We start from the raw sequence: 13456 nt of genomic DNA on the forward strand, positions 1-13456 counted from the left end.
TGCAGTCGTACGGCTTCATGTCACGCTCCCCCACCCGCCACCTTCTCCAGGTCGTCCACCGCTGCCTGAATCGGTGGCAGGCAGAGCATCCGCCGCTGGGCGTGACGGGTCCGTGCGGTCACCTCGGGGTCGTTCAGCACCTGGTGACATACCGCGGCGGTCTCCTCCGGTGACGGGATGCGCCGGCCGAGGCCGAGTTCCTGCACCCGGTCGGCGTTGTCGGGCTGGTCCCCGAAGCAGGGCAGCACGGCCATCGGCACCCCGGCCCCGACGGCTTCCCTGATGCTGTTGTATCCGCCGTGGGTGACGAGGAGTTGGGTGCAGCGCAGGAGCAGCGGCTGCGGTACGGAGTCCACCACGTGCACGCGGCCCGCCGCCCGCGGGCGGTCCACCGCAACGCCTCCGGTTGCCACCACGGCCTGGCAGTCGAGTTCGGCCAGTGCGGTGACGATCGCGTTGACCAGGCCCGGCGCGTCGGCCACCGCGGACGGGACGGAGGGCAGCACGGTGCCGATCGTCGCGAGTACCAGCGGCCGGCCGGAGGGGAGTTCGGCCACCCAGTCCGGCAGTACGTCGCCGGGATGGATCTCGGAGGGCTGCCGGTAGCGGTAGAGCGTTCCGGTGCGGTGGCGGGCGAAGGAGAACTCCGCGGGCATGCAGTCCAGCCGGCCGTGCCGGTGGATGGCGTCCGGGTCGTCCTCGGCCCGCAGTCCGAGCGCGGCGCGCCGCTGGTTGAGCTGGGGCTGCAGGACCACCGGGTCCAGGTGGTTGGCCGCTCCCGAGGGCGCGGCCAGGTGCGGCAGCCCGAGAGTCTCCGCCACCAGGTATCCGGTGAACTCGCCGCCGTCCCGGATCACCAGTGCGGGTGCGAACGCGCGGGCCGCGGGCAGCAGTGCGCGGTAGCTGTCGATGAGGTGGGCTCCGGCGAACAGGTCGAGTGCGCGCCGTTCGGGCGGTCCGTCGGCCTGCGGCGAGAAGCGGGCGAGCGGGTCGGTGAGGAGTGGTTCCCGTTGCAACGGCAGGCCGTCGAAGAGTGCGAGCAGTCGGGCCGGCGCCGCGACGAGCACTTGGTGGTGCACTGTCGCGAGCGCCGAGACCAGGGGCAGCACGGCATTGACGTGAGAGGGCGATCCGGTGACGGTGACAAGGACGCGCATGGCGATGCCTCTTCCTGATGGGGTGTCGATCGGTGCAGCCGTGCAGGCGTGCGGGCTGCGACAGGCTGGTGCCCTCGTCAGCGTGAACGGGACCCGGCGAACCCCGAAGGCACGCGCCGGTCCCTCGAGTCCGGGCAGGTCGGGGGCCTCCAACTCCCGCCGTACGCCGCTGTGTTCCATGCCACGGGCGAGTTCCGTCCGCGCTGCCAACGCGCGCCGCTGCTGCTCGTAGCGCGGACCCCCGCCAAAGTTACTGCACCATCAGCTGAACCAAGAGCGGACATGAGGGGTTGAACAGTTGCGGGATGGTGCGCGACCGGCGCAGTCACCTGGTCGCGCGCCGAGATCCTGCACGGCACGTTCGCCTGCGGCCCGACATCCGACGGCGGCTACCGGGTGAGCGCCCGGATCCCGGCACAGCCGAAGTAGGTCCGGCAGGCGGGGGCGCGGGCCGGCTCAGCTCAGCTCAGCTGCAGGCGCATGAGTGTCAGGTCGAGCCAGCGGCCGAACTTGGTGCCGACCTCCGCCACCGTGCCCACGTGCTGGAACCCGAACCGTTCGTGCAGCCGGACCGAGGAGGCGTTCTCGGCTTCGATACCGGCGATCATGACGTGGTGGCCCGCCTCGCGCGCGGCGCCGATCAGGGTGTCCAGCAGTGCGGAGCCGATGCCGAGCCCGTGCCGGGCTTCGCGGACGTAGACCGAGTCCTCGACCGTGTGACGGTATCCGTCGAATGCCCGCCACGGGCCGTAGACCGCGAACCCGGCCACTTCGCCGTGGGCCTCGGCCACGAACGCCGAGCCGCGCTCCAGGTGGGCGGCCAGCCAGGTGACGGCCTCCTCGGGGGACTGCGGGGTGCTGGTCCACAGGGCCGTCGAGTGCTCGATCGCGTGATTGCGGATCGCGCGGATGGCCGCGACGTCGCCGGGCCGGGCGGGCCGCACCGTCACGGCTGCAGGGTCTCTTGCATATATTGAAGTCATGTCCAATATAGTAGATCCCCTGGTGGGGCAGATCGCCGCGCGCATCGGCACCGAACGGGAGCGACGCCGGTGGACCCTGGCCCAGCTCGCCGACGCCTCCGGTGTGTCGCAGGCCATGATCAGCCGGATCGAGCGCGCCGAGAGCAGCCCGACCGCCGTCGTCCTCGGCAAGCTGTCCGCGGCCTTCCAGCTCAGCGTCGCCTCCCTTCTCGCGCTGGCCGAAGGGGCGCCGGAGGACACCGAGGGCGTGCCGGGTGTGCGCCGCCCCGCGGACACGCCCGAGTGGCGCGACCCCGCGACCGGTTACCGGCGCCGCCAGATCACCGGCCCGCACTTCCCCGCCGAGATCGCCGAGATCCGCCTGCCCGCCGGCGCCCAAGTGCCGTATCCGGCCGCCGCCTTCGCCTTCGTACGACAGGTCGTCTGGGTCCTGGAGGGACGTCTGACCTTCCACGACGGCGACACGGTCCACGAACTGGACGCGGGCGACACCCTCGAACTGGGCGAGCCCGCCGAGCGGGTCTTCGCCAACACCACCGACGCCGAATGCCGGTACGCCGTCGTCCTCACCCGCGGCACGACACCGTGACCCACCCGCTCCCCCGCGGCGGCACCCTCCTGCTGGCCTCCATAGCCGGCACGGCGATCGCGAACAACTACGCCATCCAGCCCGAACTCACCACGGTCGCTGCCGACTTGGGTGTCCCGCTGGCCGTGGCGGGTCTGGTGCCGACAGCCGCGCTCGCCGGCTGCATGACCGGCTTCGCGCTCCTGCTGCCCCTCACCGACCACCTCGCCCCCAACCGTCTGATCGGCGTTCAGCTCACCGCTCTGGCCGCCGCTCTCGCCCTCGCCGCGGCCGCACCCGGCGCGGGCGTGCTGCTGGCCGCCTACCTGCTCATCGGCGCGGCCGCCAGCGTCGCGGCCCAGGCCGGCACCATCGCCGGCCGCCACGCCCCGGCGGGGCGCCGGGGCACCGGCGTGGCCACGGTCGCGGCCGGGATGTCGGCCGGCATCCTGCTCAGCCGCCTGGCGGGAGGCGCACTCGCCGAGATCCTCGGGTGGCGGCGGATGCTCCTCGTCTTCGCCGCCCTGGCCCTCGTCGGCGCGCCGGCCGCCGCCGCGCTCCTGCCCCGGCAACGACCGCACCGCGACCGCGGCTACCGTGCCGCGCTCACCTCTCTTCCGCCGTTGCTGCGCCGGTTCCCGGAGCTGCGCCGCGCGGTGGCGACCGGCGGGCTGTGGTACTTCGCCTTCAATCTCATCTGGGTCGCCCTCGCCCTGGCCCTCGCCCAGCCGCCCCATTCCCTCGGCCCGAGCGCCATCGGCCTGTACGGCCTGGCAGGGCTCCTCGGCTTCGCGGCGCTCCCGTTCACCGGACGCCTCACCGACCGGTACGCCCCCGCCACGGTGATCACAGCCTGCGTGCTGGCCACCTCGGCCGGCACCGCACTGCTCGCCACCGGCCTCGGCACCCCGCTCGTCACCGGTCTCGGGCTCGCCGTCTTCGACGCCGGCTGCTTCGCGGCCCAGGCCGCCAACCAGAGCCGTGTCATCGCCCTCGACCCGCAGCGCTCCGGCAGCCTCAGCAGCGTCTACCTGGTGCTGTACTTCACCAGCGGCGCCATCGGCACCGCCCTCGCCGCGCCCCTGCTCGACGCGTGGGGCTGGCGCGGCATCACCTCGACCGCCCTGGCGGCGCTGCTCCTCGCCGCCGCGCTCGCACCGGGCCCAGGGCTCGTACATCGGGCCGGCTCGGCGAAGCAGCTCCGCTCGGGGCGGCCGCTCACCTGCCGTCGAGGGTGGTGCGGGCGGACTCGCCGGCGTGGAGGGTGAGGGCGCCGGGGCGCACGGTGGCGGCCACCCCCGGACCTGGGACATCCCGACGCGGATGGCCGCGTCGGCCACGACCGTCCTGCTCGCCATGACCGCCGCGAACGCCCTCTGCTCACCTCTTTCAGGTCAACGGCGCCTGGTCCGCCGCGTGTTGGAACGGCGGGGGCACGTGGGCGGCGAGGTGGGCGGCGGGGCCAACAGGGTGCTTCCAGGTGGTGTCGGTCCCTCGGCACGCGCCTGTTTGGCCATGCTGGGCCAGGAACGGCACTCGCCCTTCCCTACGACAAGGAGCACGGTATGGCGGCGGACTCGGTCGAGCGATTCCTGGCGGCCCTGGACCCGGATCACCGGGAGGCGATCGACGCCAGGCCCCGCCAGGAGCAGGAACGGCTGGCGGCGGCCTGGGAACGGGAGCTGGAAGCGGACGACGAGCTGGACACCCTCGACGAACTCTCCCCGCCGGCGGCGGAGGCCGAGGCGGCCCGGCGGGTGCTGGAGCGCGAAACCGACTAGGGAACGGCCTGCTCAAGACCCGGGCGCCGGGGCGGGCTCGGCCCGCAGCACCTGCTCCAGCGGGGTGGCCGGGTGGCCGGTCAGGTCCTGGACGGCGGTGCTCACCCCGGCGAGGGAGCCGTCGCCGATCGCCGTGTAGGTGGAGACCCAGGCGTCGAGCTGCCAGTCGGGGGCGCCGTAGCCCGCGCGGGAGGCGTAGGCCTCCTCGAGCGTCTCCGGCACGTACGTGACGGGGCGTCCGGTGACCTTGGTGATCGCGGTCGCCACGTCGGTGAGGGTGAGCGCCTCGGGGCCGGTCAGTTCGTGGACGCGACCGGCGTGCGGGGCCGGATCACGCAGGACGGCGACCGCGGCGTCCGCGATGTCGTCCTGGGCAACCACGGCGGCCCGGCCGTCCCCGGCGGGCCCGCGGATGACTCCGTCGTCGCCGACGAGTCCGGTCATGAAGTCGGCGTAGAGGTTGTCCCGCAGGAAGGTGAACGGCACACCGCTGGCCCGGATGTGCTGTTCGGTGTGCCAGTGGTCACGGGCCAGGGTGAAGGTCGCATCGGGCGCGGCACCGCAGAAGGAGATGTACACCAGGTGTGCGACACCGGCCCGGGCCGCGGCGTCGATGAAGGTGCGGTGCTGCTGGACCCGGTCGGGCGACTCCGAGGCGGAGACCATCAGGACACGGTCGGTACCGCGCAGGGAGCGCACGAGGGCCTCGTGGTCGCCGTAGGCGCCGGGTACGGCGGTGGCGCCGGGCAGCTCGGGTGCGCGGGCCGGGGTGCGGGCCAGGAGGGTCTGCTCGATGCCGGCGGCGGCGAGGCGGCGGGCGATGCGTCCACCCAGGCGGCCGGTTGCACCGGTGACGGCGTAGGTGACCTCGGGGGGAGCCATCGTGGTTCTCCTTGCTGGGGTGCCGGTTGTGCTGCTGGGTGCCTGCCGGCACGGTAGCCGCCCGGTCCGCGCGGGCCTGTCCCGGCGCTCCCGCGATCCGGCGGTCTGGGGCGGTCAGCGGTTCAGGGCTCCTCGGGCGCCGGCGGAAGCATGCGCAGCGCGTGGAGGGCCACCGAGAGATCGGCGACCGCGCGGGGGTCCTGCAGGGAGCGGCCGGTGAGTTCCTCGAGCCGGCGCAGCCGGTAGCGGACGGTGTTGCGGTGGCAGTACAGCTGCCGTGCCGCGCCGGCCGCCGAACCCCCGGCCGCGTACCACTGCTCCAAGGTCTCCAGCAGCCGGATCCGTTCCTCGCAGGGCAGTTCCAGCACGCGGGCGAAGACGGTGTCCGCGATCCGGCCGGCCTCGTCCACCGAGGCGGCCACCAGCATGGCGACTGGACTGTCGTCGAACCGTACGACGCCGGTCGTCTGGCTGGGCACGCGGGCCATGGCGAGGCGGGCCAGCCGCAGGGCCCTCGGGGTCTCGCGCAGGGCGCGGTAAGCGGGGCTGACCCCTACCCGGGCCGTGGCGCAGCCACCGAGGAGGCTCAGTGTGACGTCCTCGGCGTCCGGGCCGCGGGCCGCCACGACGCCGATCTGCAGGTCGGGCAGCAGCCGCCAGGCCGAGTGGATCCGCTCGGCCAGCAACCGGGCTTCGATGCCGGGCAGCGCCTCCCGCCCCGGCACGGGGACACCGGCGGCCACCACGACGAAGGGCCCCTCGGTCGGCAGGCCGAGCGCGTCGGCGGCTTCCCACAGGGTGGTGCGGTCGGTGAGCACGCCCGTGAACAGGGCCTCGACCAGGACGGACCGCTCACGATCGCGTTGCAGCAGCAGTTCCGAAGCCGTCTCGCGGTAGGCGTCGCTGGCCGCCGCCGCGAGGCCCTCGTTCACCCACCACGCCGCCAGCGCGACAATGGTGTCGGCGGTGACGGCGTCCGCGGCGCGGGCGGCGGCCGCCAGCTCGGACCACAGGAACTCCGAGCCGACGCGGTAGGCGTGCAGCAGCTCCCCCAGGGGTGCCCCTTCACGTGCCGCTCTGCGCCCCGCCTCCTGGGCCGGCTCCATGCCGGCCACACAGCCGTCGGCCAGCTGCCCGAAGACCAGCTCGGTGTTGCGCCGGCAACTGGCGGTCAACTCCTCGATGCCGACGGGCCCTTCGCCGCCGTAGTAGGCGACCTCGGCGCGGATACGGCGGGCCATGCGGGCGCCCAGATCGGGCGCGCGGCCGCGCAGGGCGGCCGCGACAGGGGCGATCTCGGCGGGAGGCGGCGGGGTGCGGCTCATGACCGGCAGGTTACAAAGGGGCACGCGGCGCACCAGAAGGTTGTGCACGGGGACAACGGGGCCGCCGAAGGGCTGTGTGCGCGTACATGGCCCGTGGGGCGGGTGGCCCACGACGATGTCCGCAACGTTACCGGCCGGTACCGGAATTGCGCTTCCGTCGTCACACCTCCCCAGGAGCAACCGTGCCCAGAGCCGCATCGATGAGCACGCACCACAGCCACCGAGCACCGCAGAAACCGAAGGCCGAGGACCCGCACCGGGCATCGACCGACCGCAGCGCGAAAGCGTTCTTGAAATGGACGTCCGCCCTCGCCGGCGGCGTACTGCTGGCGACCGTCTCCACCACCGCCGTCCACGCGGCGCCCTCGGCAACCGGCCAAGCCGGCGCGGCGGCCGGCACCTATGTGGCACTCGGGGACTCGTACGCCGCCGGGGCCGGTGTCCCGGCCCAGTCCGCGGGTCTGTGCATGCGCTCCGACCACGACTACGGCCGTCTCGTCGCCGAGTCGCTGGCCTCGGGTACCTACCGGGACGTGACCTGCGCCGGTGCGAAGGTCAACGCCCTCACCACGGCACAGACGGACGCCGGGGCCGTCGTGAACGGTCCGCAACTCGACGCCGTCACACCGGACACCACCCTGGTCACGCTCACCGTGACGGGCGACAACCTCGGCACGTCGGACTTCGGGTTCGGCGACGTCGCGGTCACCTGCTCGGCCCTCTCCGTGACCGATCCGCTCGGCACACCCTGCCGCGACTACTACGGGAACACCCTCGACGAGCGACTCGGCTCCGCCGCGGCGCAGCTCGACAGCGCCCTCCGGCTGGTCCGGGCGCGCGCCCCGCGGGCCAGGGTCCTCGTCGTCGGCTATCCGGCGGTGCTCCCCGACGATCCCGCGCAGTGTCTGGGCAAGATGCCGGTCACGGCCGGGGACCTCGCGTTCCTGCGCTCCATCCTCGGCCGTCTCAACGACACGGTCGCCACCACCGCCGGTGCCGACGGCGCCACTTATGTGGACACGCTGACCCCGACCCGGGGCCACGACAGCTGCTCCTCCTCGCCCTGGATCGAGGGGCTGTTCCCCGCCTCGCCCGCGCTGCCGCTGCATCCGAACGCCACGGGTGAACGTGCCATGGCGGACGCCGTGCTGGGCGCGCTCGGCGGCTGATCCCGTCCCGGTCCCGGTCCCGTCCTGCTCCTGTCCTACTCCTGCCCTGGTCCTGTTCTGTCCGGCCCGTGCCGTGCGGGCCGGACACCCGGGATGGTCCGGCGGGGCCACGCCTCGTGGCGGGCGTGGCGGGGGCCGTGGCCGGACAGAGTCGTGGGGCCGGGGTCCCTGCCCCGACCGGCCCCACCGCTGAGTCCGGGTCGCTTGCGCCCTCGCGGTCACTTCTCCCGGTGCTGGCTGCGGATCCTGGCGGCCACGTCGTTCTGTTCGGTCTCCCACCAGGGCCGTACCCGCTCGGCGGACGGGGCCTGCGGTGCCTGTTCCGAGGCGGGCGCGGGCACGACGGCGGGAGCGAGTTCCTCGTCCAGGCGCCGGTCGAGGGCGGCGTTCTGGACCCGTTCCGCGCGTGCCCACTGGTATAGGAGGGCCAGCAGGAAGGGCAGCGCGACCAGCTCGGCGATGCTGAGCATCGCGCCGCCGCCGATCTGCTGGTCGTGCCGCACGTCCGGGGACCAGGACGGCGCGTGGTGCAGGTACCAGGCGCCCGCGATCAGGGTGCCGTGCGTCATCACCACCACGCCGGGGACCGCGTCGACGATGCCGTCCAGGAAGACCAGGGCCGCCCGGACCGGGTGGGTGCACCAGCGGGGCAGCGCCTCCTCGTGGGTCAGCATCGGTACGACGAAGAGGCAGCCGGCCACGAGCAGGTGCAGATACATCAGCTCGTGCAGCCAGCCCACGCGCAGGGCGGTGGCGAAGTACGGCGTGAAGTACACCGTCAGCTCCGTGGCGAGCACGAGTGCCGTACTGACCAGGGGGAACGTCAGCACGCGTACCAGGCGGCCGGACATCAGGCGGCGCACACGCCGGGTGGAGTTCTCCGGCAGGGCTTCCACGGCGAGCCGCAGCGGGTCACCGAGGGCAAGGCCCAGGGGGACGACGAGGTCCAGCAGGACGTTCTGCACGGCGGCCGGCCAGAACAGCACATGGTCGTAGACGGCCAGCGCGGACATCGTGGCCACCACCAGCCCGCCCAGGCCGAGCAGCGCGAAGGCGGCTGCGCGGACGGGCGGCCAGGGCTCGCCCCGCCGGCGCAGCCGCGCCACACCCCGGCCGTAGAGCGCGCCCAGGGCGATGACCAGCAGCAACGCGGGGACGTCCAGCTGCCAGGTGGACAGCAGACGTCCTGTGGTCAGCTCGGGCAGCTGGCCGGCCGACAGTGCGGTCAGCGCGTGGCCGTCCATGGGGATCGTCCTCCTTCGGCTCGGTACGGGGGCCTCGGCGCGGAAGAGTCCGGCTCGGGTCCACCACGGGACGGTAGTCCCCGGCGTGCCGCGGCCCGGCATCGGGGTACGGCACGCCGGGGTGAAAAGCGCGGATCAGCCAAGACCGAACCAGTCCGCGACCGTCTGGACGAGGAGGATCGTCGACATGGCGGCGACGCCCACGACCACGGCGGTGGCGGCGACGCGGTAGCGCGGGCCGTTGGCGGCCGGGCCGAGGACCGAGCGGCGGTTGGTCAGGACCAGGAGGTAGACCAGCACGATGGGGCTGATCAGACCCTGGAGGACCTGGGTGCCGATGAGCAGCTGGATGACGTCGACCGGGGTCATCGCGACCGTGGCGCCCAGCACGATCTGGGCGGTGAACAGGCCCAGGAAGAGGGGGGCGTCACGGAAGCTGCGGGAGACGGAGCGTTCCACGCCGGCGGCCTCTCCTATGGCGTAGCTGGCCGAGAGCGGGACGACGGCGCCGGCCAGGGCGGAGGCCCCGAGCAGGCCGAGCGCGAACAGCAGCTCCGCGTTGCGGCCTGCGACCGGCTTGAGGGCCTCGGCGGCCTGGGCGGCGGAGTCCAGCGGGCCGGTGCCGCCGATGGCCGAGGCCGTGGCGATGATGATGGTCAGGCTGATGACACAGGCGAAGACGGCGCCGAGGATGGCGTCGGCACGGATGAGCGGGTAGTCGGCGGGCTTGGCGCCCCGGTCCACGACGCCCGCGGCGGCGTAGAACTGCATGTACGGGCTGACCGTCGTACCGATCAACGCGACCGCGAGCAGGATGAAGCTCTTGTTCGGCTCGATGTGCGGGACGACGAGGTGGTGGCCGACCGCGCCCCAGTCGGGGTGGCCGAGGATCATCGCGATCGGGTAGGCGAAGAAGGCCAGCGACATGATCAGGAAGATGCGTTCGGCCCAGTGGTAGGAGCCGAACAGGACCAGTGCCCACAGCAGGACCGCGGCAGGCGGGATGACCGCCCACTTCGGCACGCCGAGCAGTTCGAAGGCGGCGCCGATGCCCGCGAACTCGGACACGACGAGGCCGGTGTTGGCGAGCAGCAGGCAGGAGACGGCGAGCGCGGTCAGGCGCAGGCTGAACTGTTCGCGGATCAGGGCGCCGAGGCCCTTGCCCGTGTGAGCACCGAGGCGTACGGCCATCTCCTGCACCATCACCAGGGCGATGGTGACCAGCACCATGAAGAACAGGGTGCCGTAGGTGAACTGGGAGCCCGCCGAGGCGTAGGTGGCGATGCCGGCGGCGTCGTTGCCGGCGTTCGCGGCGACCAGTCCGGGTCCGGCGACCGCCGCGATCATGGTGAGGCGCCGCCAGCCGGTCCGGCGGGCGGGCGCGGGGGCCTGCGGTGCCGCGGTGGCGGTGTCGAGGTCGCGGGTCACTGCAGGAACCTCCGGAAGTGCAGCCGCCCGCGTTCGGGCAGCATCGCGTCGAGCAGGTCGTCGGCCAGGATCCGGCCGATCGGGCGGTCGGTGTCGTCGACCACCAGGAGTGAGGAGGCGCGGGCCGCGACCAGTTGGTCGGCGGCCTCGGAAAGGGAGGTGTCGGCGCGGACGGTGTCCGGCGGGCCGAACTGGGCGCGCCAGGCGACCAGGTCGGCGATCGGGGTCGCGTCCTCGGCCACCGCCAGGTCGAACAGCGCGATGTCGCACAGCAGCCGGTCCTCGCCGTCCACGACGGCGACGGCGTCGATCTCGGTGCGGTGCTCGGCCTGTTCGGCCAGCCGGGCGCGCACCTCGGCGACGGTCTCGTCCTGGCCGGCGGTGATCAGCAGCGTGGTCATGGCGCCGCCCGCGGTGCCCTCCCGGTGGGCCAGCAGCCGGCGCAGTTCCGCCGCCTCGCCCTTCGGCATCCGGCTGAGCAGGGCCTCACGCTCCTCGCCGGTGAGGTCGCGCAGGGCGTCGGTGGCCTCGTCGGGCTCCATCTCGTCCACCAGGCGGGCGGCGTGTTCCGGCTGGGCCTCGCGCAGCAGGTTCTGCAGCTCGGCCGGCTCCATCTCCTCCAGGGCGTCGGCGGCCTGCTCCGGTTCCAGCCAGCCCAGCAGCTGCTGGCGTTCGGCACGGCCGAGGTCTTCGAGGATGTCGGCGAGGTCGGCCGGGCGCAGCCGGTGCAGCGCCGCCCGGGAGGCGCGCAGCCGTACCTCGGCCGGGCCCTCGGTGGCCTGCTCGGCGAAGGGTGCTATGGCCTGCCAGTCCAGCACCCGCTCCGGGGTGGGGCGGGCCTGCCAGCGGCGCGGGCCGAGCCGGCGCAGCAGGGTGGGCAGCGAGACGTCGACCCCGACCAGGACGACCTGGTCGACCAGGGGTGCCAGGTACAGGTCGGCGGCGCGGGTGACCTGGACGCCGTCGACGTCGACCAGCTGATGGTCGAGCACGTCCTTGGCGAGCAGGACCTCGCCGGGGCGGCGGACGAAGTCGCGCAGGTCGACCCGGGCGGTGCGCAGCCGTATGTGGCCGGCGTGCACCTTGCCGACGGCGGTGGCCGGAAGGAAGGTGTGGCGGCGGCCGATGCGCAGGATGAGCCCGGTGACCGGCGGGTAGGAGTCGGTGCCGTAGAGCCGGGCGACGACGTCGACGACGCGGCCGACCTCGTCGCCCGACTGGTTGGTGGCCGGGCCGCCGATCAGCCCGGCGAGGGAGACCAGCGAGGTGCGGACAGCCTTGGAGGCGGTGGCGCGGCGCTCCAGATGGACCCGGCGGTCACGCAGCCGGGCCGAAGTGGACATGAGCAGAGTGTGGGCAGCCAAGATGAACACCCCCTTGCCCCGGTGTGACGGGGCGACGGGCGGCCCGTGGCAGCGCGCGTCCTCCCCGGGCCGGGGCACCGGGCACACCGGGCGCGCACAGGGCGCAGCCCGGCACACGGCCTGTCGGGCCGGGCCGGTGGCTGGGCGGGGGTCAGGGAAGGAAGGGCTGCTCCGGGCCACGGAAGGACGGCGCGGACAACACGAAGAGGGGCCGACTATGGCCCGGACTACTGTCCATGTCGCCTCCTCCCGGTCACGGCCGCGCAGAGAGTGTCGCGGTCCTGTGGCGGAGGGCAGCCGGAACCGGTTCGGTCCGGCGCACCCCTACTCGTCAGAGCTTTGGCACTCCACGGCGTGATCCCCTCGCGGGGAAGCCACCTGGGGTCACCCCTTGGGCCGGGGAGACCTGTCCTGATCCGGAGCGTCTCTCGACGGGTGGGATCAGTGGCCTGTGTCCGTGAAGACGCCTCACCGAACGAGGTGCCTTTCCTTTTCCGCACCTACGATACGCCCGCCGCGCGCCGCCTTTGCCCTGCATGACCGGCCCTTGACCTGCACACTACGGAACAGAGACAGAGTAACAACAGGGAGCTGCGCGTGGCCCCCGGCGGCCTTCCCGTCCCTGGCGGGCGACCGGAATCGCGAACTGCTTGGTGGGACACGGGTGTTCGGACGTAGGTTGTGCCGTGACCGATCCATGCCCTGGCCGAAAGATGGACTCGACTCATGACCGACCCCGTGGCGTCGCCCCAAGCAGCGATGCGCCAGAAGATCGACACGACGGTGCCGCACTCCGCCCGGATCTGGAACTACTGGCTCGGCGGCAAGGACAACTACCCCGTCGACGAGGCGGCGGGCGACGCGTACACCGCCGTCTTCCCCGGCATCGTCACGATCGCCCGCGGCAGCCGTGCCTTCCTGCGCCGCAGCATCACCCATCTGGTCGCCGAGGCGGGCATCCGGCAGTTCCTGGACATCGGCACCGGCCTGCCGACCGCGCAGAACACCCATGAGGTCGCGCAGGGGATCGCTCCCGAGACGCGGATCGTCTACGTCGACAACGACCCGATGGTCCTGGCCCACGCCCGCGCCCTGCTCTACTCGACCCCCGAGGGCGCCACCGCCTACATCGACGCCGATGTGACGGAACCGGACCGCATCCTCGCGGCCGCCGCCGACACGCTGGACCTCAGCCGCCCCACCGGACTCATCCTCAGCAACATCCTGGGCCACGTCGCCGACTACGGCCAGGCCCGCTCGATCGTCGCCCGGCTGCTGGACGCCCTGCCGTCGGGCAGCTACCTGGCCGTCAACGACGGCTCGCGCGGCATCGACCCCGTCTTCGAGCAGGCGCAGGACGCGTACAACAGCAGCGGCGCCGTGCCGTACAACCTGCGTACCGTGGACGAGATCACCGCGTTCTTCGACGGCCTCGAACTCGTCGAGCCCGGCGTCGTGTCGGTCACGCGGTGGCGTCCGGAGCCGGGTTCGTCCGCCCCGGAGATCGTCGCCGAGCACGGCGGCCTCGCCCGCAAGCCGTAACGCGGCGACAGCG

12 protein-coding genes and 1 riboswitch are annotated in these 13456 nt (G+C 73.1%); of the genes, 5 read left to right on the top strand and 7 right to left on the bottom strand.

Features of this window, described 5'->3' with window-relative positions; all coding sequences use genetic code 11:
• Nucleotides 1-20: 20 nt before the first annotated feature.
• Together A6P39_RS05515 and A6P39_RS05520 are read right to left on the bottom strand one after the other, a co-directional pair.
• Nucleotides 21-1157 (bottom strand): glycosyltransferase, encoded by a 1137-nt coding sequence (locus A6P39_RS05515; RefSeq protein WP_067051227.1) that lies wholly within the window; start codon nucleotides 1155-1157, stop codon nucleotides 21-23.
• A gap of 461 nt (nucleotides 1158-1618) precedes the next feature.
• Nucleotides 1619-2140 (bottom strand): GNAT family N-acetyltransferase, encoded by a 522-nt coding sequence (locus A6P39_RS05520; protein ID WP_067051230.1) that lies wholly within the window; start codon nucleotides 2138-2140, stop codon nucleotides 1619-1621.
• Here A6P39_RS05520 and A6P39_RS05525 point away from each other — a divergent pair.
• The 3 genes from A6P39_RS05525 (at nucleotide 2139) to A6P39_RS05535 (ending at nucleotide 4489) form a co-directional block, all read left to right on the top strand.
• On the top strand, nucleotides 2139-2729 hold the full coding sequence (locus A6P39_RS05525; protein ID WP_067051233.1) for a helix-turn-helix domain-containing protein: 591 nt from the start codon (nucleotides 2139-2141) through the stop codon (nucleotides 2727-2729). The two genes, A6P39_RS05520 and A6P39_RS05525, sit on opposite strands and share 2 nt — an antisense overlap.
• Nucleotides 2726-3976 carry an MFS transporter gene (locus A6P39_RS05530; protein WP_079133592.1) on the top strand — a complete coding sequence of 417 codons (1251 nt, stop codon included), beginning with the start codon at nucleotides 2726-2728 and terminating at the stop codon, nucleotides 3974-3976. Before A6P39_RS05525 ends, A6P39_RS05530 begins: the two co-directional genes overlap by 4 nt.
• A gap of 297 nt (nucleotides 3977-4273) precedes the next feature.
• Nucleotides 4274-4489, top strand: coding sequence for a hypothetical protein (locus A6P39_RS05535; protein ID WP_067051239.1), 216 nt, complete (start codon nucleotides 4274-4276; stop codon nucleotides 4487-4489).
• A gap of 12 nt (nucleotides 4490-4501) precedes the next feature.
• Here A6P39_RS05535 and A6P39_RS05540 read toward each other — a convergent pair whose 3' ends face one another.
• Entirely contained in the window at nucleotides 4502-5371 is an 870-nt protein-coding gene (locus tag A6P39_RS05540; RefSeq protein WP_067051242.1) for an SDR family oxidoreductase, read from the bottom strand.
• 122 nt (nucleotides 5372-5493) lie between these two features.
• Nucleotides 5494-6696 (bottom strand): PucR family transcriptional regulator, encoded by a 1203-nt coding sequence (locus A6P39_RS05545; protein ID WP_067051246.1) that lies wholly within the window; start codon nucleotides 6694-6696, stop codon nucleotides 5494-5496.
• Between the two features lie 182 nt (nucleotides 6697-6878).
• Between A6P39_RS05545 and A6P39_RS05550 the strand changes: the two genes are divergently transcribed.
• Complete coding sequence (locus tag A6P39_RS05550; protein WP_234379071.1) at nucleotides 6879-7865, top strand: SGNH/GDSL hydrolase family protein; 987 nt, start codon at nucleotides 6879-6881, stop codon at nucleotides 7863-7865.
• Nucleotides 7866-8083: 218 nt separating this feature from the next.
• On the opposite strand, the gene A6P39_RS05555 is transcribed toward A6P39_RS05550, so the two are convergent.
• From A6P39_RS05555 to A6P39_RS05565, 3 genes are all read right to left on the bottom strand, one after another.
• Nucleotides 8084-9109, bottom strand: coding sequence for a cytochrome c oxidase assembly protein (locus A6P39_RS05555; RefSeq protein ID WP_067051249.1), 1026 nt, complete (start codon nucleotides 9107-9109; stop codon nucleotides 8084-8086).
• 135 nt (nucleotides 9110-9244) lie between these two features.
• Nucleotides 9245-10537 carry an NRAMP family divalent metal transporter gene (locus tag A6P39_RS05560; RefSeq protein WP_234379072.1) on the bottom strand — a complete coding sequence of 431 codons (1293 nt, stop codon included), beginning with the start codon at nucleotides 10535-10537 and terminating at the stop codon, nucleotides 9245-9247.
• On the bottom strand, nucleotides 10534-11880 hold the full coding sequence (locus tag A6P39_RS05565) for a magnesium transporter MgtE N-terminal domain-containing protein (RefSeq protein ID WP_067051252.1): 1347 nt from the start codon (nucleotides 11878-11880) through the stop codon (nucleotides 10534-10536). Before A6P39_RS05565 ends, A6P39_RS05560 begins: the two co-directional genes overlap by 4 nt.
• A 336-nt stretch (nucleotides 11881-12216) precedes the next feature.
• Nucleotides 12217-12388, bottom strand: a riboswitch (M-box (ykoK) riboswitch).
• Nucleotides 12389-12627: 239 nt separating this feature from the next.
• Between A6P39_RS05565 and A6P39_RS05570 the strand changes: the two genes are divergently transcribed.
• Nucleotides 12628-13443, top strand: a complete 816-nt coding sequence (locus tag A6P39_RS05570; protein ID WP_067051256.1) for an SAM-dependent methyltransferase — start codon at nucleotides 12628-12630, stop codon at nucleotides 13441-13443.
• Nucleotides 13444-13456: the final 13 nt, after the last annotated feature.

This window comes from Streptomyces sp. FXJ1.172 (genome assembly GCF_001636945.3).
Classification (GTDB): Bacteria; Actinomycetota; Actinomycetes; order Streptomycetales; family Streptomycetaceae; genus Streptomyces.